The organism is Lysinibacillus sphaericus, assembly GCF_015844675.1.
Lineage (GTDB): Bacteria > Bacillota > Bacilli > Bacillales_A > Planococcaceae > Lysinibacillus > Lysinibacillus sphaericus_E.
This window is the reverse complement of record NZ_LDGC01000015.1, coordinates 1-25,174: the sequence shown is the minus strand read 5'-3', so window position 1 is coordinate 25,174 and position 25,174 is coordinate 1. Positions and strand designations below refer to the sequence as shown.

General features: G+C 37.9%; 21 protein-coding genes, 1 pseudogene and 1 riboswitch. Of the genes and pseudogenes, 16 read left to right on the top strand and 6 right to left on the bottom strand.

What is annotated here, in order from left to right:
* The first annotated feature begins 37 nt into the window (after positions 1-37).
* The 5 genes from ABE34_RS05665 to ABE34_RS05640 all read left to right on the top strand — a co-directional run bounded on the left by ABE34_RS05665 (position 38) and on the right by ABE34_RS05640 (position 7,277).
* Complete coding sequence (locus ABE34_RS05665; RefSeq protein ID WP_430982154.1) at positions 38-1,729, top strand: methylmalonyl-CoA mutase family protein; 1,692 nt, start codon at positions 38-40, stop codon at positions 1,727-1,729.
* Complete coding sequence (scpA, locus tag ABE34_RS05660) at positions 1,726-3,879, top strand: methylmalonyl-CoA mutase (RefSeq protein WP_197141046.1); 2,154 nt, start codon at positions 1,726-1,728, stop codon at positions 3,877-3,879. The genes ABE34_RS05665 and scpA overlap by 4 nt, the downstream gene beginning before the upstream one ends.
* On the top strand, positions 3,879-4,976 hold the full coding sequence (meaB, locus tag ABE34_RS05655) for a methylmalonyl Co-A mutase-associated GTPase MeaB (RefSeq protein ID WP_197141045.1): 1,098 nt from the start codon (positions 3,879-3,881) through the stop codon (positions 4,974-4,976). The genes scpA and meaB overlap by 1 nt, the downstream gene beginning before the upstream one ends.
* Positions 4,977-5,307: 331 nt before the next feature.
* On the top strand, positions 5,308-5,748 hold the full coding sequence (locus tag ABE34_RS05650) for a BrxA/BrxB family bacilliredoxin (RefSeq protein ID WP_197141043.1): 441 nt from the start codon (positions 5,308-5,310) through the stop codon (positions 5,746-5,748).
* 551 nt (positions 5,749-6,299) lie between these two features.
* Positions 6,300-7,277, top strand: coding sequence for an aromatic acid exporter family protein (locus ABE34_RS05640; RefSeq protein ID WP_197141040.1), 978 nt, complete (start codon positions 6,300-6,302; stop codon positions 7,275-7,277).
* Between the two features lie 20 nt (positions 7,278-7,297).
* On the opposite strand, the gene prli42 is transcribed toward ABE34_RS05640, so the two are convergent.
* Complete coding sequence (gene prli42 / locus ABE34_RS25390; RefSeq protein ID WP_197141039.1) at positions 7,298-7,393, bottom strand: stressosome-associated protein Prli42; 96 nt, start codon at positions 7,391-7,393, stop codon at positions 7,298-7,300.
* Between the two features lie 125 nt (positions 7,394-7,518).
* On the opposite strand from prli42, the gene mce reads away from it, so the two are divergent.
* From mce to ABE34_RS25805, 4 genes and pseudogenes are all read left to right on the top strand, one after another.
* A complete protein-coding gene (gene mce / locus ABE34_RS05630) occupies positions 7,519-7,932 on the top strand; it encodes a methylmalonyl-CoA epimerase (protein WP_197141038.1) in 414 nt (137 codons plus the stop codon).
* A gap of 5 nt (positions 7,933-7,937) precedes the next feature.
* The gene (locus ABE34_RS05625) at positions 7,938-9,485 is read left to right on the top strand and encodes an acyl-CoA carboxylase subunit beta (RefSeq protein ID WP_197141037.1); all 1,548 of its coding nucleotides are present in this window, start codon (positions 7,938-7,940) and stop codon (positions 9,483-9,485) included.
* Between the two features lie 151 nt (positions 9,486-9,636).
* A complete protein-coding gene (locus tag ABE34_RS05620; protein WP_197141036.1) occupies positions 9,637-10,584 on the top strand; it encodes a hypothetical protein in 948 nt (315 codons plus the stop codon).
* 408 nt (positions 10,585-10,992) lie between these two features.
* Positions 10,993-11,188, top strand: a pseudogene (locus ABE34_RS25805) (IS5/IS1182 family transposase); the annotation flags it as partial.
* Between the two features lie 160 nt (positions 11,189-11,348).
* Here the strand turns inward: ABE34_RS25805 and ABE34_RS05615 are convergent.
* Entirely contained in the window at positions 11,349-11,654 is a 306-nt protein-coding gene (locus ABE34_RS05615; RefSeq protein ID WP_197141035.1) for a hypothetical protein, read from the bottom strand.
* Positions 11,655-12,071: 417 nt separating this feature from the next.
* Here ABE34_RS05615 and ABE34_RS05610 point away from each other — a divergent pair, with 417 nt between their 5' ends.
* From ABE34_RS05610 to ABE34_RS05595, 4 genes are all read left to right on the top strand, one after another.
* Entirely contained in the window at positions 12,072-13,184 is a 1,113-nt protein-coding gene (locus ABE34_RS05610) for a M20/M25/M40 family metallo-hydrolase (protein WP_197141034.1), read from the top strand.
* 25 nt (positions 13,185-13,209) lie between these two features.
* Positions 13,210-13,698: a chemotaxis protein CheW gene (locus tag ABE34_RS05605; protein ID WP_053483746.1), complete on the top strand. Its 489-nt coding sequence runs from the start codon at positions 13,210-13,212 to the stop codon at positions 13,696-13,698.
* 262 nt (positions 13,699-13,960) lie between these two features.
* Entirely contained in the window at positions 13,961-14,167 is a 207-nt protein-coding gene (locus ABE34_RS05600; RefSeq protein ID WP_197141033.1) for a DUF6366 family protein, read from the top strand.
* A gap of 154 nt (positions 14,168-14,321) precedes the next feature.
* Positions 14,322-14,411: riboswitch (cyclic di-GMP riboswitch) on the top strand.
* Positions 14,412-14,455: 44 nt separating this feature from the next.
* Positions 14,456-15,340, top strand: coding sequence for an amidase (locus ABE34_RS05595; protein WP_197141031.1), 885 nt, complete (start codon positions 14,456-14,458; stop codon positions 15,338-15,340).
* 43 nt (positions 15,341-15,383) lie between these two features.
* Here ABE34_RS05595 and nspC read toward each other — a convergent pair whose 3' ends face one another.
* The 3 genes from nspC to ABE34_RS05580 form a co-directional block, all read right to left on the bottom strand.
* Positions 15,384-16,523: a carboxynorspermidine decarboxylase gene (nspC, locus tag ABE34_RS05590; RefSeq protein WP_197141030.1), complete on the bottom strand. Its 1,140-nt coding sequence runs from the start codon at positions 16,521-16,523 to the stop codon at positions 15,384-15,386.
* A complete protein-coding gene (locus tag ABE34_RS05585; RefSeq protein WP_197141029.1) occupies positions 16,520-17,749 on the bottom strand; it encodes a saccharopine dehydrogenase family protein in 1,230 nt (409 codons plus the stop codon). The genes nspC and ABE34_RS05585 overlap by 4 nt, the downstream gene beginning before the upstream one ends.
* 267 nt (positions 17,750-18,016) lie before the next feature.
* Positions 18,017-18,223, bottom strand: coding sequence for a hypothetical protein (locus tag ABE34_RS05580; RefSeq protein WP_197141027.1), 207 nt, complete (start codon positions 18,221-18,223; stop codon positions 18,017-18,019).
* Positions 18,224-18,866: 643 nt separating this feature from the next.
* On the opposite strand from ABE34_RS05580, the gene ABE34_RS05575 reads away from it, so the two are divergent.
* Complete coding sequence (locus ABE34_RS05575) at positions 18,867-19,607, top strand: tetratricopeptide repeat protein (protein ID WP_241747198.1); 741 nt, start codon at positions 18,867-18,869, stop codon at positions 19,605-19,607.
* Between the two features lie 291 nt (positions 19,608-19,898).
* Here ABE34_RS05575 and ABE34_RS05570 read toward each other — a convergent pair whose 3' ends face one another.
* Positions 19,899-20,630 (bottom strand): response regulator transcription factor, encoded by a 732-nt coding sequence (locus ABE34_RS05570; protein ID WP_197141025.1) that lies wholly within the window; start codon positions 20,628-20,630, stop codon positions 19,899-19,901.
* Positions 20,631-20,761: 131 nt separating this feature from the next.
* On the opposite strand from ABE34_RS05570, the gene ABE34_RS05565 reads away from it, so the two are divergent.
* Together ABE34_RS05565 and ltrA are read left to right on the top strand one after the other, a co-directional pair.
* Positions 20,762-22,228 (top strand): amidase, encoded by a 1,467-nt coding sequence (locus ABE34_RS05565; RefSeq protein ID WP_197141024.1) that lies wholly within the window; start codon positions 20,762-20,764, stop codon positions 22,226-22,228.
* 1,030 nt (positions 22,229-23,258) lie between these two features.
* Positions 23,259-25,031, top strand: coding sequence for a group II intron reverse transcriptase/maturase (gene ltrA / locus ABE34_RS05560; RefSeq protein ID WP_197139928.1), 1,773 nt, complete (start codon positions 23,259-23,261; stop codon positions 25,029-25,031).
* Positions 25,032-25,174: the final 143 nt, after the last annotated feature.

Here is a 25,174-nt window from a genome sequence, read left to right as displayed (position 1 = left end):
GGGGGGAAGCTGATTAAGCGTCCGCATGTCAAACAACATGAAAAATATTGAATTTGAAAAGCCGTCCTATTCAGAATGGCAAGATGCAGCAATCAAGGCTTTAAAAGGGAAACCATTCGAGTCTCTTTTAACGAAAACGAGTGAAGGTATTACATTAGAACCTCTTTACACCCAAGAAAGTTTAGTAGCAAAACTTGGAGAAGAACTTGATAAACAAGTTGCTACGATCCGTTCCCTACAAAATAATGAAGCATTTCGAGTGGCACAGCAAATATATGCTGAAACAAGCGATGCATTTTTCGCACAGCTTGATGATAGCTTAGCTCGAGGCAATGAAGTAGTAACAATTGATAGCCGTGTGAATTTTGAATGGACTGAAGAAGTAGTGGCACAATTAGTGACTTATTTCTCTGAATATTCGTTTAAAATGTCGGTTGAAAATTCAAATGACCCAATATTAGCAGTATTCGACAAAATAGCAGTTGATCAGCGAGAAGCTGTAAAAGGTTTCATCGTATCGAAAAACCCTATCTCTTTAAATAATTTCCCGAGCGTGCGCTCAATCGGTGCGGACACAACGGTTTATCATAATGAAGGCGCAAACGCAGTGCAAGAGTTAGCTTATGCACTTGCATTAGCCGCAAAATACGCAAATCAAGAAGAAAGCTTTGAAGCGTTCGCGAAGAAGTTTTATGTTTCATTTGCAGTGGATACACAGTTCTTTACAGAGATTGCTAAACTCCGTGCTTTTAAAGTACTTTGGAAAGCGTTCTCATCTGCATATGGAGTATCTAATTGCGTAAAAGTTCCAACGATTGCTGAAACATCGTTAAGAAGCTTCTCGAAGCTGGATGTTTATGTAAACTTATTACGTTCGGCAAATGAAGCTCTTTCTGGCTTAATTGGTGGTGCGGATGTCTTTACAGTTCACCCTCACGATGCATTAACGAAACCAACAGATCAATCGGTTCGTATTGCACGAAATGTATCTTTAATCTTAAAAGAAGAAACAAATGTTTTAAAAGTTATAGATCCAGCTGGTGGCTCTTACTTTATTGAGTCATTAACAGCAGATTTTGTGAAAGAAGCTTGGACATTATTTTTAGAAATTGAAGCAGCTGGAGGAATCGACGCTTACACTGCATCTGGAAAGCTTGCGGAAGAACTAGAAAAATCCTACCAAGCTCGTATTAAAGCGGTACAAACACGTAAGCAATCATTGATCGGTACAAATATTTATGCTAATCCAGCAGATGTGCTTGAAAGCGCAACAAACCCAGCTTTTGCAGAAATTAAGCGCATTGCTAAACCTTTTGAACATTTACGTGCGGAAATGACAGCAGCAAATGTAACAACAGGAATTTTAGCATTAGGTACACTAAAAAACTCAAAACCACGTGCTGACTTCGTATCAGGTTTCTTAAATACTGTAGGTTTAGTACCAGAAAAAAGTGAACCAATTGCTACAGCTGAAGAAGCATTAGCATGGTTAAATGCTACAGAAGCAACATATGTAGTCATTGCAGGTAATGATGACGATACAAAAGAATTAGTACCAGCCATTTTAGCTGGCAAACGAGCAAACGTAATTGTTGACGTTGCAGGTAAATTTAAAGACGAAGAAGAAGCTTGGTTAGCAAATGGCTTAAACGGCTTTATTTTCGCAGGACAGAACATCATTGAAAAATTAAATTCAGTGTTCGCTAGCATGAAGGAGGTCCAACGATGAGCAAGCCAAATTTTAGTGCAGTTGAAATCGGAAAAGTTTTAGCAGCAGAAGCGCCTCAAGCGTCAGAAGAAAAATTCATGACAAATGAAGGCATCGAAATTAAAGATATAAACACAAAAGAAGATATTAAAGAGGCAAAGCATTTAAATGATGTAGCAGGTATTGCGCCTAATACGCGCGGTCCATACCCTACTATGTATGTAGCTCGTCCTTGGACTGTTCGCCAATATGCTGGTTTCTCAACGGCTGAAGAATCAAATGCATTCTATAAACGTAATCTGGCAATGGGTCAAAAAGGTCTTTCTGTTGCCTTTGACTTAGCAACACACCGTGGTTATGACTCAGACCATCCGCGTGTAACAGGGGATGTTGGTAAAGCCGGTGTAGCGATTGACTCTGTAGAAGATATGAAAATCTTATTTGACCAAATTCCTTTGGATCAAATGTCAGTTTCTATGACAATGAATGGTGCAGTATTGCCAGTTCTTGCATTTTATATCGTTGCTGCTGAAGAGCAAGGAGTGACTCCTGACCAATTAGCAGGTACGATTCAAAACGATATTTTAAAAGAATACATGGTTCGTAACACATATATTTATCCACCGGCAATGTCTATGAAAATTATTGCAGATATTTTTGAATATACAGCGAAATATATGCCGAAATTTAACTCTATTTCGATTTCCGGTTACCATATTCAAGAAGCTGGAGCAACAAATGACATTGAACTTGCTTATACATTAGCAGATGGACTTGAATATGTTCGTACAGGGCTTAAAGCTGGAATCGATATTGATGCCTTTGCACCTCGTTTATCATTCTTCTGGGCAATCGGTATGAACTATTACATGGAAGTTGCAAAAATGCGTGCTGCACGCCGAATTTGGGCACAAATGATGTCAACGTTTAATCCGAAAAATCCGAAGACTTTAGCACTTCGTACACACTCACAAACATCTGGTTGGTCTTTAACAGAGCAAGATCCATTTAACAATGTGACACGGACATTAATCGAAGCAAATGCGTCTTCAATGGGGCATACTCAATCGCTTCATACAAATGCACTTGATGAAGCGATTGCTCTACCAACTGATTTCTCGGCACGTATTGCACGTAATACGCAGCTGTTCCTACAAGAAGAAACAGCTATGACGAAAGTTATTGACCCATGGGGCGGTTCGTACTATGTGGAAAAATTAACAGACGAGATTACAAAATCTGCATGGGCTTTAATTGAAGAAATCGAAGAGCTTGGCGGTATGGCGAAAGCGATTGAAACTGGTCTTCCAAAAATGAAAGTCGAGGAAGCTGCTGCAAAACGACAAGCAAAAATCGACTCTAAAACAGAAACGATCGTTGGCGTAAACAAATATCGTTTAGATAAAGAAGAACCTATCGACATTCTTGACATTGATAATACATTAGTTCGTCAAAAACAAATTGAACGTTTAGAAGCTATGAAGGCAGCACGCGATGAAGCAGAAGTACAAAAACATTTAGCTCGATTAACAAAAGCGGCGCAAGATGGCGAAGAAAACTTATTAGCGATTGCAGTAGATGCTGCTCGTGCTCGTGCTTCATTAGGAGAAATTTCTGATGCAATCGAAGTTGTTTCAGGTCGCCATAAGGCAGTAATTCGTTCCATCTCTGGTGTTTACTCTGCAAACTTCTCTGATGAAGAGCAAATTGCTGAAGTGAAACAAATGACAGAGGAGTTCCTTGAAAATGAAGGTCGTCGTCCACGTATTTTAGTAGCGAAAATGGGACAAGATGGACATGACCGTGGTGCAAAAGTTGTGGCGACAGGCTATGCTGACTTAGGCTTTGACGTAGATATTTCACCATTATTTATGACACCTGCAGAAGCAGCTCAAATGGCTGTGGAAAACGATGTACATGTCATTGGTGTATCTTCATTAGCTGCAGGTCATAAAACATTAGTTCCTGAATTAGTGGCGGAGCTAGAAAAACTGGGCCGCGAAGATATCATTATTATTGTTGGAGGCGTTATTCCAGCACAAGATTATGATTTCCTTTATGAAGCTGGCGCAGTAGCGATTTTTGGACCTGGTACAGTTATTCCTGTATCGGCACAAAAGATAATTGAAGAGATTTACAAACGTTTAGGCTATGAGGAAGTGTCTGAATAATGGACAAAAACAAAGGAATGCCGGAAAGTGCGCTATTTGTTATGGACGGAGTAGAGGCAACTCACGACGGAATGCAATATGGTACACCGAAAAAGTTCCGAAAGAAAAAAGCAGACAATTTAAACATACAGGAGCTTGCACAAGAAGTACGTGCAAGCTCTCGTACACACTTGTCAAAAGCTATTACACTCATTGAAAGTTCAAATGCAACACATAAAGTGCAAGCACAAGAACTTTTACAAGAGCTTTTACCACATACAGGAAACAGTGTCCGCATTGGGATAACAGGAGTGCCTGGTGCAGGAAAGAGTTCGTTCATTGAGGCTTTCGGAACGATGCTTTGTGAGTTAGGGAAAAAAGTGGCAGTCCTTGCGATCGATCCGAGCTCTTCTTTATCGGGAGGCAGTATTTTAGGTGATAAAACTCGAATGGAGGAGCTCGTGAAAAAACCTAATGCTTTTGTTCGTCCCTCTCCATCAGCTGGTACCCTAGGGGGTGTTCATAAAAAGACACGTGAAACGATGCTTGTTTGTGAAGCGGCTGGCTATGATGTCATTTTAATAGAAACAGTTGGTGTTGGACAAAGTGAAACGTATGTCCGAGGGATGGTTGATTTCTTCTTGCTGTTAGTTTTAACAGGTGCGGGAGATGAGTTACAAGGCATGAAGAAGGGCATTATGGAGTTAGCGGATGCCATTGTTGTTCATAAGGCTGATGGTGATAATGTTCGTCTGGCTAAAAAAACGGTATCCGAGTACAAGCAAATTTTACATTTCTTACAGCCTGCAACACCAGGTTGGATGTCCACAGCAATGCCGGTAAGCTCGTGGGAAAAACGTGGTCTCGACAAAGTCTGGAATACAATAGGAGAGTTCAGACAAATCGTTGAGGCAAATAATTACTGGTCAATCAGACGACAAAATCAGACAAGAGATTGGTTCCAATCGATGATTACCGACCAGTTAATCGATATGTTTTACGGTAATCCAGAACGGAAAGCACAAGTGCAGCTTTTAGAACGTCAAATTTTAAATGGACAGTTGACAGTTACACAAGGTGTAGATCGTTTATTTAGCGATGAACAATCACAAAAATAATATCATCTAATATATGAGCAAGTAGGTGCACAAATTCGTCACTAACTGCTATGATAGGAGATGTATGAGCGTCGAATATCTAAAGCTAGTAAGTTTCACTACTTTCAGCTGAAGTCTCCCACCTCTATAGATGGTGAGATGAATGCAGATTTAAGTTAACTTTCCAGCGGGTGTCCAAACACATGCTGAAATAGAGGAACTCAGTCTAAGAACGCCACGTCCTGTGGCAACGACTGAGTGACCAACATCATATTGGCCTAAAGCCTCCGGTCGTAATTACGCCGAGGCGGATTGATGATGATGACGCGAATTTGAAAGGAGCTATCGCTATATGAATATGGATTACGATTTATTTATGCAAGAAATTTTAAAAACAGCACGCGCAGAAATTGAGGCTGCTGGTTATGAGCAGCTTCGCACGCCTGAAGCTGTTGAAGAGGCGTTTGCTCGTCCGGGTACAACATTAGTCATGGTAAACTCAGTATGCGGCTGTGCAGGAGGTATCGCACGTCCATCAGCAGCACAATGCGTACATTACGATAAACGTCCAGATCATCTTGTAACGGTGTTTGCTGGTCAAGACAAAGAAGCAACTGCAGCTGCTCGTTATCACTTCGGTGAAGATCATTTACCATCTTCTCCATCATTTGTGTTATTAAAGGATGGACAAGTAGTAGCAGAAGTTGGACGCTATGAAATTGAAGGTCATGACCCAATGTCAGTAGTAACAAACTTACAAGCAAACTTTGAGGAATACTGCGACGAACTTTAATTTTATTCATAGTGTTAAAAGAGAAGCTATTCGAAAGTAGGTTGCCCCGCAGCTACAAAATATCTGCGGTGGCTTACTACTTGGCCATGCTAATTGATCCTCGATTAGCATGGTGTTATAGCTTCCTTTTATTTTCAATATACTGGCCAATTGACGTTCGAAATATTTGTAATATTGGCTAAATGAATAATCTAAAATTCGAAATGAATAAAATTAACAGGTGTGTTGATAAGCAAAATTGGGCATTATTTGTGGTGAAATCCTTTATTTTTCTTGGACTACTTCGCTTGTCGTCAAAAGTTGTTGATGATATTTGTAAAACGTATTCAATGAATATTGTTGATTGTAGTGTAGGATGGGCGACTCCTTGGGGGATTAGCGTCACAGATGAGACCCTGCAGCGCAGCGAAGCGGCTCATCGGACGCCCCCAGGAAAGCGCCCAGCCGGAACGGAAATCAACCACACATTATGGTATGAGCCTATGTTTGTGAGATATGGCTAATCAACACGCATGTAAAATTTGAGTACTAAAAGATAGGAGGCAGTCGACTTGAAGAAGTTTTCAATCGGCTATCGTACATTAAAAACGGCATTTGGTGCAGCACTCGCTATTGCCATTGCCCAATACTTTGAATTAGCTTCTTATGCATCTGCTGGTATTCTAACAATATTATGTGTACAGCCAACGAAGAAAAAATCTCTTCATGCTGCTTATACACGGTTTGTCGCAAGTATTATCGCAATGTTTTATGCATTTTTGAGCTTTGAGCTATTTTCCTATCATCCACTTGCATTAGCGGGTATGCTACTCATTTTTATACCAACAATTGTGTCATTAAGGGTAGCGGATGGCTTTGTCTCTAGTGCAGTTATTATCATGCATATATATGCAGCTAAAAGCTTTTCATTAGCGCTTGTTTATAATGAATTCGCATTAATGGCAATTGGTTATGGTACGGGAATAGCTATAAATATGTATATGCCAGACATTCAAAAGGAATTAAATTACTATCGAGTTAAAATTGAGGAACTTTACAGTAAGATTTTTTTAGAAATTGCCAACTATTTAAGAGAAGGCGATACATTGTGGGATGGGCAAGAAATTATTGAAGCGATTAAAGTGTTGAATAGTGCAAAATCCCTAGCGTTTAAAGACGTTGAAAATCATTTTACGAGACGAGAAAATGACTTCTACGTGTATTTTGATATGCGTGAACAGCAGCTAGAAATTATTGATAGAGTTCTTCCTAAAATAACGGCGCTTCCTGTTATAGTACAAGAGGCTGTGATCGTTGCTGACTTTTTACAAGACCTCGGTGAACATGTTCATTCAGGAAATACGGCTAGTCATTTTAGAGAAAAATTAGAGCAAGTAAAGATAGATTTCGCCGAATTACCATTGCCGAAAAATCATGAGCAATTTTTAGCGCAAGCGGCACTTTATCAATTTATTGAGGAAATGGATCGATATTTAGAAATAAAGCAGTCTTTTAAGGGGTTAAAGGTAAAGAAAAAGCGCCCGCAGTAATGCGGACGCCTAGCCTTTCATTACACTATCATCGATAAGCCGAATGCTAGAGTTGAAATTACCATGATCGCGACCATAGTATAAACTACGAATTTTTGAAATTTTTTATTACTCATATGCTCGTTCGCTCCTTCTTTTCTTATAAATAGTTTAGCAAATCTGAAAAATTTCTCAAGTAGTAGAGTTTTGACGAAAAAGTCTGTAAAATAGATTATGTACCATAACAGAAGGAGATGTCACCATGGAGAAAGTAGATCATATTGGGATTGCGGTCCGCAATCTTGATGAACGCATTACATATTATACAGAAACTTTAGGCTTAAAGCTGCTAAAAGTGGAAGAAGTAGAATCTCAACAGGTTCGTGTTGCATTCATAGATGCGGGTAATGTAAAAATTGAGTTATTAGAACCGATGAGTGAAAAAAGTACTATTCATGGATTCATCGAAAAACGTGGAGAAGGTATTCACCATGTAGCTTTCGGTGTAACGGGGATTCGTGAGCGTATGGCTGAGCTTCGTGAAAAAGGCGTACGTCTTTTATCAGAAGAGCCAGGACCAGGTGCTGGTGGTGCAGAGGTTGCTTTCATGCACCCGAAATCATCTTTCGGTGTGTTATATGAGTTATGCGATAAAAGTGGAAAAGGGGATAAGTGATCAGTATGGATATGTTCGACAAAATTAATGAGTTGTATGACCGTAAGACAGTAATTGAACTTGGTGGTGGCTATGAGCGCATCGAGAAGCAACATGATAAAGGCAAATTAACTGCTCGTGAGCGTATTGAATTATTACTAGACGAAGGTACATTTTTCGAGATCAACCCATTCATTACACATCGTACAGTAGACTTCGGCATGGACAAGATGGAAGGTCCTGGTGACGGAGTAGTTACTGGTTTCGGTAAAATTAATGGACGTCCAGTATACTTATTCTCTCAAGACTTCACAGTGTTTGGTGGAGCGCTTGGTGAAATGCACGCCAAAAAAATGGCAACAGTAATGGATCTAGCAGCAAAAAATGGTACACCATTTATCGGTATTAATGATTCAGGTGGTGCTCGTATTCAAGAGGGCGTACTTTCACTTGATGGTTATGGTCATATTTTCTATCGTAATGCAATCTACTCTGGGGTAATTCCGCAAATCTCAGTTATCATGGGACCATGTGCTGGTGGGGCGGTATATTCTCCAGCAATTACAGACTTCATTCTAATGGTTGATAAAACATCTCAAATGTTTATTACAGGACCTAAAGTTATCGAAACAGTAACAGGTGAAAAAATCTCTGCTGAAGATTTAGGTGGTTCTAAAGTAAACAACGCTATAAGTGGTAACGCACACTTCCGCGCACCTTCTGAAGAAACAGCGATTGATCAAATTAAGAAACTATTAAGCTACTTACCACAAAATAATAAAGAAAAAGCTCCACGCCAGGAACGTCCAGAGGGTGACGACTATCGTCCAGAAATCGTGGATACGGTACCAATCGAAACAACTCGTCCTTATGATGTTCGTAAAGTGGTCGAGCAAATCGTGGACGAAGGTTCATTTATGGAAGTGCATTCAGAATTTGCGAAAAACGTAGTTGTTGGTTTTGCGCGTATTGCTGGTGAATCAGTTGGTCTTGTATGTAACCAACCTAAAGTATTAGCTGGTGGGTTAGATATTGATTCTTCAGACAAGGCTGCCCGTTTCATTCGTACTTGTGATGCTTACAATATACCAATCATCACATTTGAAGACGTTTCTGGTTTCTTCCCAGGCGTTAAACAAGAGCATGGTGGTATCATCCGTCACGGAGCGAAAATCCTTTATGCATACTCAGAAGCAACTGTACCAAAAATTACAGTGATTCTGCGTAAAGCATACGGCGGTGCTTACGTAGCACTTAACTCTAAATCAATTGGGGCTGATTTAGTATTTGCTTGGCCTAACGCAGAAATTGCTGTTATGGGTGCGGCAGGTGCAGCTAATATTATCTTCGCGCGTGAAATTGCCAAATCAGAAGATCCAGAAGCAACGCGTGCAGCGAAAATTGAAGAATATAAAGAAAAATTCGCAAACCCATATGTTGCGGCATCTCGCGGTATGGTAGACGATGTTATCGATCCACGTGATACACGTATTAAGCTAATTCAAGGGCTAGATATGTTAGCGAACAAACACGAAACACGTCCAGAGAAAAAGCACGGAAATATTCCTCTATAACAATTGTACAAGCCTAGTATCCATTTGGATTGCTAGGCTTTTCTTTTTGAGTTGTACTAACTTTAAATAATAAAAGATTTATTAGAAGTGACAGATAATTGAAACATATGTGCATTTCATCCGTACATATATGTAAGAGGAGTTGAGATGAATGGAATGGAAACAATTACAAAAAGAGCAAGGAATAATACATGCACAATTAAGAACTGCCAGTAGATTAAGTGAACAAAAGGTTTTAATTGAACAGCAAATCGGGCATGCCCAACAGGAAATTGACAAACATTCTAAAGCACTCAATCAAATTCGTTTGAGACTCGATAAGTTAGAAGGCTTTTCTTTTATGAATATGTTTCGTACGTGGACAGGGCAACAAGATGAGCTACGTGCAGAAAAAATTGATAAAGCAGCTATTCTTGAATTAAAAATAAATGAAGCAAAGAAGATGGATGTTGATTTGACGCATGATTTGGGGCAAATAAACACCAAGCTTTCTCAAATTAATGAACAAGAGTTACAAGAAGCTTTAGGACAATTAAATGCTAAAAAGAAAGGCTACTTACAAATCCATGAGCCTGAACAGGCAAAAAGGCTTGAACAATTAGCACATGAGGAAATGCTTACGAAACAACTACTGATAGAGATAAAGGAAGCAGAAGCGGCTGGTGAAATAGCACTTACTGAGCTTGGGCAAGCAGCAGAGTCCTTGCATTCTGCTAATGGATATTCAACTTGGGATACGTTTTTTGGTGGAGGATTCTTTGTTACACATTTAAAGCATGATGCATTGGATAAGACCGAAAATTATCTTCACAATGCTCAAATTGCGTTACAACGCTTCCATAACGAACTGTTAGATGTACATGATATGTCAACGAAATCATTACAAGTTGATACAGATGGATTCGTGAAATTTGCGGACTATTTCTTTGATGATATTTTTTCAGCTTGGTCTGTCCATTCTAAAATATCCACTGCAAGAGATCAGGTTTCTCGTGTACAAGATGATGTACATAATACAATTTTGCGTCTACAGGATAAACATAACAAGGCAGATGATTATTTGCAGTCTTTGCAAAAAGAAAAAGAAGCGATCTTTTAAAACCTAGATGTAAAGTAAACTGTAAAAAGATTGTCCTTTGTTCTAACGGGTTCGGTTGATCGGGAGAAAAAAACGCTCAGTAATTTGAGGGCATTGAAAAAGTCTATATTTTCTCACATTGCGAGGTATTCAACTATTAAATCGTTGAATACCTTGCTTTTTTATTTGGCACTGTGACTCTACTGTTGTTTTCCGAAGCATTCCGCTCGCTTTCCGCGGGCGAGCGCCGAGCCTCCTCCTACGCTTCGCTTCGTGCGGGGTCTCGTCTGTCTCGCTTTCCCGCAGGAGTCGAGCGATGCTTCTCCAAACAACGCAATGTATCAACCTATTACTTTAGTCACGCTTTCCTTTATAATAAAAGAATTAATGTGCAGGTGGTGCCCCCGATGATTTCAAATCAAGAAACCATTTCAAAATACGGAAGCATTTAAGTAATTAGCCACAAATCGCTACAAAGTAGAAGCGAAGAATAGTGAATTAAAAAACGGACACGGGACGATACGGCATTGACTGCGGTTCTATTTGGCATCGAATTCAAGGTGCTACAACGATATTCACTGTCAATTTGAAACGGATATTAAAGCTACTAAACGAAAATGAATAAGGAATAGAGACAGAAATAAGGCACTTCCTGTTCAAATTTGAACAAGAAGTGCCTTATTTTTATCTGAAAAAGGTTCGTTTTTATGAAAACTTAAGTTTTTCAGTGCCCTCAGTAATTTGAGCGTTTTTTTATAAATCCTCCTCTTGACTGACGAAGGTTATTAAGTATCACCGTAGTATTCTGCAAAATGTAAAAAGCCAAATTTCCTCACAAGAAAGTTTCTTAATTCGCCATGAGTAGCTTTTTCTATTGGAGGTTTTGTTAGGGAGTAGGCTTTGGCATTTAATTCGGCAAATTTATCTTTATCTACTTCATTATGTTCTTTATCTTCAATAACTCCTGAAGAAATTGCGGCCTTTGGATAACCCATAAAAAATATATGTGTTCTTAATGCCATACTGGGTGTTGAATGCAACAATATAATTACAATCAATAAAGAAACAATAATTATAACTTTTTTCTTCAAGTCACCACTCTCCTCAATTAAAGTTAATAATCTATAAAATACTTTAACGTAATTTTCCATTATAAAGTTCATTTGAAAAGCTAACTACCAGGTAAATAATACTTTTTAAATTCTTGGTGATTTACATTTCAACCTATTCGTTCCCCTGAGGTGAGCAGTGTCTAACCGTCCAGTCCAAATTTGTTCAGCTGTTTTTGTATTTACTAAGTGCTCCTTTCCTTCAATCTGAATAAAGGTGCCTCCACAATTGTCAGGACTTTAGCCGTATTTAATTTGCGAATGGAATAGAAGCGGGTAATTGCAACCATCAATTGAAAAACAATGTAATCGTTTTATTTTCCCAAACGCAGCAGTATGCTAAAATATAGAAGATAACTATGACGTGGATAAACACGTAAACTAAGGGAGTCCTACAACATGACAAGTCGTTTAGTAGAAGAGTTTTTTGAGCTCGTACAAATCGATTCAGAAACAAAATATGAACAAGTGATTGCGCCGGTTTTAGTCGACAAACTAACAGCGCTTGGTTTTACAGTAGAACAAGACGATGCACATACTCGAAACGGGCATGGAGCAGGTAATATTCTTGCTACGCTAAAAGGTTCATTAGATATCGAACCAATTTATTTTACTTCTCATATGGATACAGTTGTCCCAGGTAAAGGGATTAAACCATCTCTTCGTGAAGATGGCTATATCGTTTCAGATGGTACAACTATTTTAGGTGCTGATGACAAAGCTGGTATCGCTGCATTATTTGAAATGGCTAAACGCTTAAAAGAGCAAAATATTGAACATGGTGATATTGAATTTATTATTACAGCTGGTGAGGAAAGTGGACTAGTTGGCGCTAAAGAATTAGATCCTTCTAAAATTAAAGCTAAATACGGCTTTGCAGTAGACAGTGATGGCAAAGTAGGAGGAATTGTCACAGCAGCTCCATTCCAAGCGAAAATTTCCGTTAAAATAATTGGGAAAACAGCGCATGCTGGTGTTGCTCCAGAAAAAGGAATCTCAGCGATTACGGTTGCTTCTAAATGTATTGCAAAAATGAAGTTAGGTCGATTAGATGAAGAAACAACAGCAAATATTGGTCGCTTTGAAGGTGGTCAGGCAACAAATATTGTGTGTGATGAAGTAACGATTCTTGCAGAAGCTCGTTCTATCGATAAAGCGAAGTTAGATGCACAGACTCAGCATATGCAGGAGACGTTTGAACAAGTTGCTGCTTCATTAGGAGCAAAGGCAGAGGTTGAAGTAAAGCTAATGTATCCTGGATTCCGTGTAACAGAATCAGATAAAGTTGTTCAAGTAGCGATGGCAGCTGCACAGAACATCGATCGCACACCAAAGCTAGGTATTTCAGGCGGAGGTTCCGATGCTAATGTTATTGCAGGTTTTGGCATCCCTACAGTCAATCTTTCTGTTGGATACGAGGACATTCATACAACAAATGAAAAGATCCCAGTAGAAGAATTAGAAAAATTAGCAGATTTACTTGTTGAAATCGTAAAAGAATCTGCGAAATAATACCAGAATCGAAGGATGTGACCGCATGGAAAGTGTGAAGGCAGTAGTTTTTGCTTGTGGTACAGAGGAATATGCAGTGCCTGTGGAGCAAGCGATTTCGATTGAAAAGTTAGAGCAAGTAACACCAATTCCTCATTTGCCTAATTATCTTCTAGGTTTCACAAGAATTCGTGGCGAGCTTGTGCCAGTACTTGATTTTGAGCGTATTCTTTATAATCGTTCTTCTAATGCTGCTACAGCACGTATTATTGTGTTGAACACGGATGTAGTGAATTATGGATTACTTGTCACAGAAGCTCGTGAAATTCTTGATTTTGATGAGTCGGTATTAAAACAGATGGGACTAGTTAATTATTCAAAAACACGCTACTTTACAGCTGTGGCAAATCTAGAAAATCGTATGATTACTTACGTTGACCCGAAAATACTTGTGAATTCATTAGAAGGTATACGTGAAATAATTAATTATTTGCACAAAATGCTTGAAAATGAAAAAGAAAACGTAGAGGCTTGAGTTTTTATTAAAGCTAGAAATTAATTCAATAATACACATCAAAGTTGATGGTCTAGACAGAATTACAAATATGTGATTCTGTCTCTTTTTTAACTTTTTTTGTTCATTAGCAATACAAGGGTGGTTTCCGTTCCGACAATTACTGAGGGGGGAAGATGTGCCGTGCACTTAGTTTGAGGTCCTCTATCTACAGGACCTCATCATCAGAAGATATCTTTCGTAAATAAATAATTAACTATTAATTTTGGGAGGTATTCGTCACATGGATTCAAAGAAAAAGGAAACACCAGAAGAAAAAAGAGAGCATTTAAGACAAAGTGAATTAAAAAACAATCCTACAGGTTCTCTAAACGATGGTGTAAATAGGGGAAATAGTGGGAATTTAAATGGTATGGGTTGGAAAGAAACGCTAGTATTAATTTTAGTGTTATTTATAGGATACATTACGTACAAATTGTTTTTTAGTTAAAGGAATATGTATAGATAATCTCTCTACGGTTATATGCTGAAATAGTAAAAATAACCTGTGTTCTTTTTTTCTAGTTGAAAGTTGTTATTAAAATTTGTGCGTAATACCTACAGACATCTCCGTTTTAACGTCGTATTATGTAAGGGAAGAAATCTACTGTTAAAGGCAAACTTCACCGAAAGGGAAGGACGCAAAGCCGTGAGTCTAAACACTATTTTTAGTGCATGATCGTCAGGTTGCCAGGTTCTGTTCTATGAGCCTCGGCAAATAGAATGGAGAAGTGATTATATGGTAAGTCGTTCACTATCAAAAACAATTATTGTTTTTATAGTAATTGTAAGTATGCTAGGATTAACAATGGGAAAGGTAGACGCAAAGTCCATGCAAGATAAGGCAACTTGGTTATGGGATACGATAAAGATTGTCGAAGATGAATCAGGGTTACTCTCATTTTTAGAAGGCAAACAAGTAAAGAAATTATATTTACAAATTAATAGTGATATAGCAAGTACCGATTACAAAAGTTTTATTAATAAAGCTACGACAAAAGGTATAAAAGTATATGCGTTGGATGGTTCTGCAAGCTGGGTATCAGCAGATGGCTATAAAATGCAGGATCAGCTATTTGAATGGATACAATTATATAATGAAAATGCAGCAGCAACAGAGCGATTTTCTGGAGTTCATCTCGATGTGGAGCCTTACTTAAATAGTGGTTGGAGCTCGAACCAAGAAAAAACGATTGAATCTTATCAAGCGCTCCTTATTAGAGCGAAAGGAAATACTGAGCAATTACAATTGCCTTTAGAAGTGGATATGCCATTTTGGTTTGACGAAGTTTCATACTATAACCAATTTGGTCAAGGTTTATTAGCGGACTGGGTTATTGACCAAGTGGAAAGTGTTTCAATTATGGCTTATCGAGATGCTGCTAAAGATATTATTAAAATTGTTGAACATGAAATAAACTATGCAAATAAAGTAAATAAATCAATTGTTATTGGTGTGGAAACAGGAGCCTCAGATGAAGGAAAAAATATTACCTTCTATGATGATGGAGAAGCTTATATGAATAAACAGTTAGCACAAGTTCATAAACAGTATGCCAATAAAACGAGCTATAATGGTTTGGCCATTCATCATGTTGATAGTTGGATGAATATGAAGCCGTAAAAAATCCTCTCCAGCGATAAGTTGGAGAGGATTTTCTTTGGTATTATGAAAGTCGACCGCTATAGTCTTCAAATTTAAATTGACGAATGACTTTAGTGCCTTCTTCATCGTTATAGGAAACGATGGATGGAAGGTTTACACCATTAAACATGTGATTTTTCACCATTGAGTAATGCGCCATATCTGTAAATACTAGACGATCGCCTGGTTGTAAAGGTTGTTCAAATGAATAATCGCCAATTACATCACCTGCAAGACAAGTAAGCCCGCCTAAGCGATATGTGTGAGCTAGCTCATTTGGTTGACCTGAACCGATAATCATTGGGCGATAGGGCATTTCTAGAACATCTGGCATATGGCAAGTTGCCGATGTATCTAAAATTGCTAAGTCCATACCGTTTTTCTGTATATCAAGGACAGTTGCTACTAAATAACCTGTATTAAGTGCAACAGCTTCACCTGGCTCTAAATATACGAGAAGGTTATACTTGTCTTGAATGTAATTAATGATATTCACAAGCTTTTCTACATCATAATCCTCACGCGTAATATGGTGACCTCCACCGAAGTTTAACCATTTCATTTGATGTAAGACATCACCAAATTTTTCTTCGACAACTTGTATAATACGCTCTAACGTATCTGAGTTTTGCTCACACATCGCATGGAAGTGTAAGCCATCAATACCGTCAAGCTGTGACTTGTCGAAGTTGGCTAAAGTTGTGCCAAGACGAGAATTCGTGTAGCAAGGGTCGTAAAGTGCTGTTTCAATTTCAGAGTACTCTGGATTGATACGAATACCACATTCAATTGTTTTACTAGCAGATTTTACTTTGTCCTTATATTGGTTCCATTGGTTAAATGAATTAAACACAATATGATCAACATAGCCAAGTAGCTCGTCCATTTCATGCTCCACATAAGCTGGTGCATAGACGTGAACTTCTTTGCCCATTTTTTCATAGCCGAGTTGCGCTTCAAATAATGAGCTAGACGTAATCCCTGCTAAATATTCGCCCACTAGTGGGAAAGTTGAATGCATAGAAAACCCTTTTAAGGCAAGTAAAATACGGCAGCCTGTTCGATCTTGAATCGATTTTAAAAGTTCTAGATTTTTTGTTAATAATCGTTCATCCACAACGTAAGAAGGGGACGGAACTTTTGAGAAATCAATTGGCTTCATCGACTTAATTCCTTTGCATCTAACTCTAGGTCAAGTAATTCTGGGTTATGGCTTTCTTGCCATGGTAGACCCCATTTATTTAGTGCATCCATGAATGGATCTGGATTGAAATCTTCGACATTCCAAACGCCAGGTTTACGCCATTCACCGTTCATCACAAGCATTGCACCAATCATTGCTGGTACACCAGTTGTATAAGAAATAGCCTGTGAACCAACTTCGTTATAGCATTCTTCGTGGTCACATACATTGTACACATAATAAGTTTTTTCCTTACCATCTTTTAGACCGCGAATAATACAACCGATGTTAGTTTTTCCTTTTGTACGTGGTCCAAGTGATGCTGGATCAGGTAGTACAGCTTTAAGGAAATGAATTGGTTGAATCATTTGTCCTTCAAATTCGATAGGCTCGATAGAAGTCATACCAACATTCTCTAATACTTTTAAGTGAGTTAAGTATTTTTCAGAGAATGTCATCCAGAAACGGATTTGCTTTAAGCCTTTAATGTTTTTAGCAAGCGATTCTAGTTCTTCATGGTATAAAAGGTAAATATCTTTTGGTCCGATTTCTGGTAAGTTATAAACCTCTTTTTTCTCAAGTGGTGCAGTTTCAACCCACTCGCCTTCTTTCCAGTAACGACCATTCGCTGTAATTTCACGAATGTTGATTTCTGGGTTGAAGTTTGTTGCGAAATGGTAACCGTGATCACCCGCATTTGCATCCACAATATCAATGTAGTGAATTTCATCAAATTCATGTTTTTGTGCATGAGCTGTGAAAACGCCCGTTACGCCTGGGTCAAAACCGCTACCAAGTAAAGCAGTTAAGCCAGCTTTTTCGAACTTTTCTTTATAAGCCCATTGCCATTTATATTCAAATTTTGCCGTTTCAGGTGGCTCGTAGTTTGCAGTATCCACATAGTGTACACCCGTCGCTAAGCAAGCATCCATAATCGTTAAGTCTTGATAAGGTAGTGCCACATTAATAACAACTTCTGGTCCAAAGGCTTTAATAAGTTCAATAACCTCTTCTGTATTGTCTGCGTCTACCTGTGCAGTACGAATCTTTGTTTTTCCGCCGTCTAGTTTTTCTTTTAGAGCGTCACATTTTGAAACAGTTCTACTTGCGATACAAATCTCCTCAAATACGTCCGAATTTTGAACACACTTGTGTACCACAACACTGGCTACTCCGCCAGCTCCTATAATCAATGCTTTACCCAATTGTCTACCCCCAAGTTCAAATTAGTATTGTCAAACAAGCTGATTATACAGAAAATTGAATTACTACTCAATCATTCTTTTTAAATTTTCTACAAAATTTTTTATATTTCAACAATAATTAGTCGTATTCAGGGGGGAATACCACAAAAAAAGAAGCTTTTTATGAAAAAAATCCCTAAACTACTAATGTAGAGAAGGGGATAATTTCTTCAACGGGCGCTTCAAAAAATAGGATTACTTTAAAACTATAATTTTAAATCATCCGACTTACTTAGAAAAACGATTCGAAATTTGTTGTTTTTCATCCCCCCATAAATAAAAAAAGATTAGTAGTGATGTGCTTAAGAACCCCATCACAAGGGCATATGTGCTGAGGGCCACATCCACTTGACTTTGCATAGCATAAATGAAAATAGCTCCTAGTGTTAACAAATTTCCGATAATAAGCGATACAAAATGCAATCGTCTATTCAAAGTAAGCCCTCCTATTTACAGTTTACATGCCTTCAAAAGTGAAAATATACTTCAATTATCTCATAATTCAGAACTTTATCAAACCCTTTTCATTTTCCTAATTTTAAACCCAAATCTGATAGAACTAAAAAATAGGAGCCTATCCCTAATTTCGGAATGACATTTGTTAAGACATATGCTAAATAAATAAGTTGATTGGAGTGGAGTCTGGGCGACTCCTCGGGGATCAGCAATAGGGGAACGAAGGCTAAAAGCATCACATCCTGTGATAATGCCTTCGTGACCAACATCGTGCTGCTGCCGCTACGTTGCACTCACGCTTTCGCGCAAAAGACATCTGTTGGCCCGAGACCCTGGAACGAGCATCGCGAGTGAAGCGGCTCATCGGACGCCCCCAGGAAGCTCTGCTCTTCGCGTCAGCGGCAAATGTTTTCTGTGCGAAAGCGTAGCGACAGCAACAAAGCGCCCAGTCGGAATGGAAATCAACGCTCGTTATGTGATGAACCACAATATAATAATAGATTCTGAATTAGTTATAAATTGAGGGAATTATAGAAAAATTATTGCTATTTAGTTTGTTTTAGATTTAAAGATGGTAAAATACTTATAAGATTTTTCTTTTGTGAAGGTGAGGATTTATATAGTGATCAACCAATTTGATGAGCAAGTTCAACAGATCAATGAATTATTTATAAATGGTCATGTGAAAGAAAGCTATCAATTAGCCAAAGCACTTGTAGCTAATAGTGCGTTTTCAGAACATGAATCATGTTCAACTATTCAACAGCACGTCGCATTGTTGGAAGCGAACGGATATGGAAATATGCCTATTCCTACTGCTGAAAAAATGAAGCAAAGTGTTGAACGAACAGATGGTTCTTATCCAGAGCGTGATGTACTCGCGGCATACATAGGAAGTGAGGATGAAAAGCAATTCGGTAAAGTAGTAGATGAATTGCTGGCTGGTTCGGTTGAGGCACAAGCGAATGCTTACTATACAATGGCCGAATATTTTGCTCTTGCTAAGGAGCATGACAAAGCACTTGTGCAATATGCGGAAGCGATAAAACTCCAACCAAATAAAGCTCTTTACTGGGGAGCATTCGCACAGTTTTTGAACCGCAATGAAGGCAGTCCGTACTTGGCGCTACGTCTTATTGAAGAGGCGATTCAACTAGATAGTATGAACCCCCGCTGGTACTATATTCAAGGGAATATTTTTTTACAGCTTGTCGCAGCAACAAAAAATTTAAGCTATTTACCTGCTCTTGAAGAGGCTTGGGAAAAGGCTAAGAAACGTTGCTCAAATAAACAGATTTCATTAAAAGTGGACATTGCGAAATCCAATGACGTGCTGTCGCAATGGAAAAAACAAATGCTATAAGAGGGATGAGAAGTTGTCCTAAAAATTGCATGCTTAATAAATAGATTTTTTGAAGTAAAGGTACAATTCAAGCCTGTTAGGTAGATTTACTGTAACGGGTGGGGAAATGATTACTAAATATCAATAGAATTAGCGTAATAAGAAAATAAACAAGGTAGAGATTGATCATGAAACCTTTGCCTTGTTTATTATTATTTGATTGAATCATATCAAATATGTCTTCTACTCTTTGTTCGGCAGTATTCTGGTTAAAATAGCACTCGGTTTTTATCGATTACCAACATCTTATTTTTATGTTCGAAAGCTTTCTGAACATTTTAATGCAAGCTGCGTTCGGGAAGTTACTTGAAATTTTCGATACAAATTTTGCAAATGCTTCTTTACAGTATTTTCACTGACATATAAAAACCTAGCAATTTCTGCATTTTTAAAACCCTTACATAAATATTTTAACAACTCTTTTTCACGTTGTGTAATTTGCAATGACTCGCCTGGCTGAACATATTGATGTAATAAATAAACATTTTCAATCATCCGCTTTACATACGATAGTTTTTGACTATCCTGCTCTGTAAATGGTAGTTCCCCTTCTTTTCGTAAAATGCCAATAGCCGCTGTTGGCTTTTGCTGATTATACAGATACATAACCATTTCATCGATAAAATCATTTTTTTGTAAAAAGCGCTCAACATAATATCGCTTTTTCTTCTTTGATATTACTTCATTTCGTTGCATTAATTGAATATCGGGTTGGTTTTGCATATTCACTGGGTGTAAAGGATCATAATATTTATATTCTTGTAAATAATTTTGTATCGTATATGTCTCCACATTGAAACAGACAGGCTGTTCATTTAACTCCCCATCTTCTACTTCCCAAAATATCGTATGCTCATATTGAAAACATTCACTCAATACTTGCAACATATTCAATTTAAAGTCTCCACTTGTTTGTTGCATATTCATATTCGAAATCCTAAACGTTGTTTCTAATAAATACTCCACCTCTTTTTGCTCATACAAAATAATTCCTCCTTTTCTCTATTAGATTCATATATTCTCGTTTAAAACAAATTATCCTTTTGGGTAATATCAATTTTTTTTATTTCAATTTAAGATGAATTTGTAAGTCAAAATTTTAACGAGGTGATCAGATGAATTTACAGGAATACGCATCATATGACGGTCTTGGATTAGCGGAGTTAGTAAAAACAAAGCAAGTGACACCACAAGAACTTACAAAATTAGCGCTACAAGGTATTGAAAAAGTTAACCCTTCGATTAATGCCGTTGCCAGTGTGTTAAAGGAACAGGCTGACAAAGCGATTTCAGCTTTAAATGATAATCAACCATTCGCAGGCGTCCCATTTTTAATTAAAGAAGTTGTGCTCCATGCGGAAGGTGTGCCACATAGTATGGGCAGTCGTGTTGCAGAAAATGCTGTAATGTCTGTCGATAGCGAATTAATGAAACGTTTTAAAAACGCTGGTTTTGTGTTAAGCGGTACAACCACAACACCAGAGTTCGGCTATAATGCTGCAACAGAAGCTGTCATTTATGGTCCAACACGTAACCCATGGAATCTAGACCATAGCCCTGGTGGTTCTAGTGGTGGTGCAGCCGCTTCTGTCGCAAGTGGTATCGTTCCAATTGCGCATGGTAATGATGGAGGCGGATCCATTCGTATTCCTGCATCATGCAGTGGTATCGTTGGCTTAAAGCCTTCACGTGGTCGCGTGCCGATGGGGCCTTATAATAGTGAGGCATTAAATGGGTTAGCAATTGAATTTGCACAAACAAAAACCATTCGTGATACCGCTACATTACTGGACCAAGTAGCTGGACCAGACTTAGGATGCTACTCGATTATTCAAAGCCCAGAAATGCCTTACAGTCAAGCGATTCAACAAAAGGTACGGCCACTGAAAATCGCTTGGACAACAGAAACAAATTCTGGTGCATTCGTTGATCCGGAATGTATCGAGGCCGTACATAAGGCCGTAAAATTATTAGAAGAATTAGGACATGAAGTAGTCGAAGCTCGACCCGCTTACGACGAAGCACCATTTTCACGCGCAACGGTAAATATTTGGACAGCGAATATTTATAAAATGATTGTGGGGGCAGCAGAATTAACAGGTAAAACTCCTTCACGCGATACTATTGAAGCAGCCATTTGGCAATGCTATGAATATGGTAAAAACTTAAAAGCTAGCGCACTTTTAGAAGCCATTAATACGAATGCACTTGTATCACGTCAAGTAGCGACATTCTTTGAAGATTATGATGTGCTTTTAAGTCCAACAATCGGCACATTACCAGCGAAAATTGGCAAGCTAAATGCAAATAATCCTAATATCTCGGCAATTGAATGGACAGAGCAAATATTCACATACGCGCCGTTTACCCATTTATTTAACGCAACAGGTCAACCATCATTATCATTACCGCTTGCAATGAGTGCATCTGGCTTACCAATCGGGCTGCAATTTACAGGACGCTTCGCCGATGAGTTAACCCTTTTACAGCTTGGGAAACAATTAGAAGAATCTGCCCCATGGAAGGATCGAAAACCACCCGTACATGTGGGTGCAGAAGTTGTGGAAATTGCAACAACATAAAAAAAGTAGGTGCAAGACTTTTTTTATTAAAAGTCAAGAATTAAAGTAATGCACTTAATATTTCTGGATCTATATACAATGTGCAACATTATAATATGCTATTTTTAAGCTGAACTAATTTTGATATTAGTTCAGCTTTTATGTGTGTTTTAAGATATAGTTTGAGTATATTTAATAGAAGTATAGTCTCGGGAACTTTTTCTATCTGTTATTCAACTAACGGAGCAGTTTAGTTGTGCGAAATGTTTCTAGTTTAAATTGAGAATGGTCACATTACTCAGGTAAAGGCTAGACAGTTCCTTTCGGAACTGAAGGGTTATATCGAAGAATCAAATGATGAGGTAACGCTCGGAAGGGTTCTCTCTTAGTCGAATAGCACTGGATTTAGTAAGAATGATTGTGTTATAAGCTCGGTGAAAAGGCGTGAGAAATTACCGTACCAGGTCCGCTGACGAAAGCCTACTCGAGGGAGTGGTGTAATTCATGATGCTTGAGTTGAATGAATATGGTGAGAATGCAAATAAACCGAAAAGAAATGGTTAAGCTGACGAACTTCTGAATGTACGGGTCTAGAACTGCGATACATAGAAATGTGTATATCACCAAATTGTGAGGTTAGATGTGGGTGAGTAAGACTAACTAATATGAAAATCCATGATACGTTACAGGCGTATGTATCTAACAGGCTTAGAGGAAGCACCTAAGTTCATTCTATAATAGATATAATTCAACGTTTTAAGCTGATAACGTGGAGGGCTTACTCCCCTAAGAAACGTTGACAAGGAAAGCAATAATGATACTAGTTACTGTATAACTTGCCTTTATATCAGTGAAAGTGGTGGCACAGTACCAATGAAGTGTCTAATCCACATGGAGGGATAGCCACTAGACTAATAAAGATTTATTCAACCAAGTAAGGCAGTTCTTTATCGATTAATAAGGTTCTTGTGAGACTAATAGAGGTTTAACTCCAAAAGGAGTCACCGACTTATTGAAACGGAAGAAACTGAGACACAATGAGTATTATAGTATGCAAGATTGTTTTGATACACTCTACGCTCAAAGTGTTTGTGGTCATCATTTCTATAACTTAACAGAATTAATGAGTTCTAAGGATAATATACGTCTTGCCTACCGAAACATCAAAAGAAATACAGGTAGCAAAACTGCGGGAATCGATAAATTAACAATTAATGATATTCTGCATTTACCAGTTGTAGATGTAATAGCTAAAGTTCAAGGTATGTTCAAATGGTATGAACCACAACCAGTTAGACGGGTTTTCATTCCAAAAGGAGTAGATAAAACTAGACCTTTAGGGATACCGACGATATGGGATAGAATTTTTCAACAATGTGTACTGCAAATTTTAGAGCCAATCTGTGAAGCTAAATTCCATAAACATAGTTATGGTTTTAGACCAAATCGCAACACTCATCATGCCAAAGCTAGACTTGAATTTCTCATTAACCAATCTGGACTACATTATTGTGTTGACGTAGATATTAAAGGTTTCTTCGATAATGTAAATCATAGCAAACTTTTAAAACAAATGTGGTCAATAGGCATTAGGGATAAATCCCTTCTTTCTATTATATCTAGGTTATTAAAAGCAGAGATTGTAGGAGAAGGTATTCCTACAAAAGGAACACCGCAAGGTGGTATTCTTTCACCTTTATTATCTAACATTGTGTTAAATGAATTGGATTGGTGGGTTAGTGACCAATGGGAAACATTTGAAAGCAATTATACGTATTCGACTAATGGTAGTAAGTATCAGCAATTAAAGAAATCGAGTTTGAAAGAGTGTTTTATTGTCCGTTATGCGGATGATTTTAAGGTGATGTGCCGAACAAGGTCACAGGCAATTAAAATAAATTATGCATTAAAAGAATTCTTGAAAAAGAGATTACACTTGGAGACGAGTGAAGAAAAATCAAAGGTCGTGAACTTAAAGAAAAACTCTTCAGAGTTTCTAGGATTTACAATAAAAGCCATAAGAAAAGGTAAGACCAGATTTGGTTTCGTAGCAAAGTCTGATATGTCAAAAAAGGCTAAAGCAAATGCCTTTCAAAAGATTAAAGAAGCGATAAAAGTAATCAAGAGAAAACCCTGCATTCAGACCGTTTGGAATTTTAATACCGTTGTAATGGGTATCCAAAACTATTACTCAGCTGCAACTCAAATTACAATTAACTTGAATGAGTTAAATCTATATCTACGCAAGACGTTATACAATCAACTAAAGAATATTCGAACAGAGGCAAGTTTTCATGAGATGTCAAAGACATTACAGAAGCGATACAAAGGATATAAGTCCAAACTATTTAAAATACAAAATATGGTCTTTGTCCCCATCCATGCGCAACGATGGAGAAAAACACTTGGTTTCTCCCAAGTGATATGTAACTATACTGCCGAAGGCAGAGCAAAAATTCACAATAGCCTAAAGGCTATCAATAAAAATACGCTTTCTTACGTCATGAGAAACTACATTCCAAACAGATCTATTGAATATAACGACAACAGAATAAGTAAGTTTATTGCCCAGTATGGCAAATGTGCAATTTTAGGTGAAGAATTAGGTATTATCGACTGGCATTGTCATCATATTAATCCTTTTCACATTTCAAAAGATGATAGCTACTCAAATTTAATAGTTTTGAATAAGGCTATACATCAACTTATACATTTGAAAGACAAAGTAAAAATTGAAAAGTTCCTAAAAGCTGTAAAGCTTACAAATAAGCAATTAGAAAAAGTAAATAACTTACGACTGAAATGTAACAATGAAATAATCTAACTTTGGAAAATCTTCACTCGGCTGCTTAAAACATAGAAAGAATAAATTGGATTAGTTGGAACGCCGTATGCGGTGAAAGTCGCACGTACGGTGTGAACAGGGGGAAAAGCCAGCGATAACTTCAAAGGCTTACCTATCTGTAT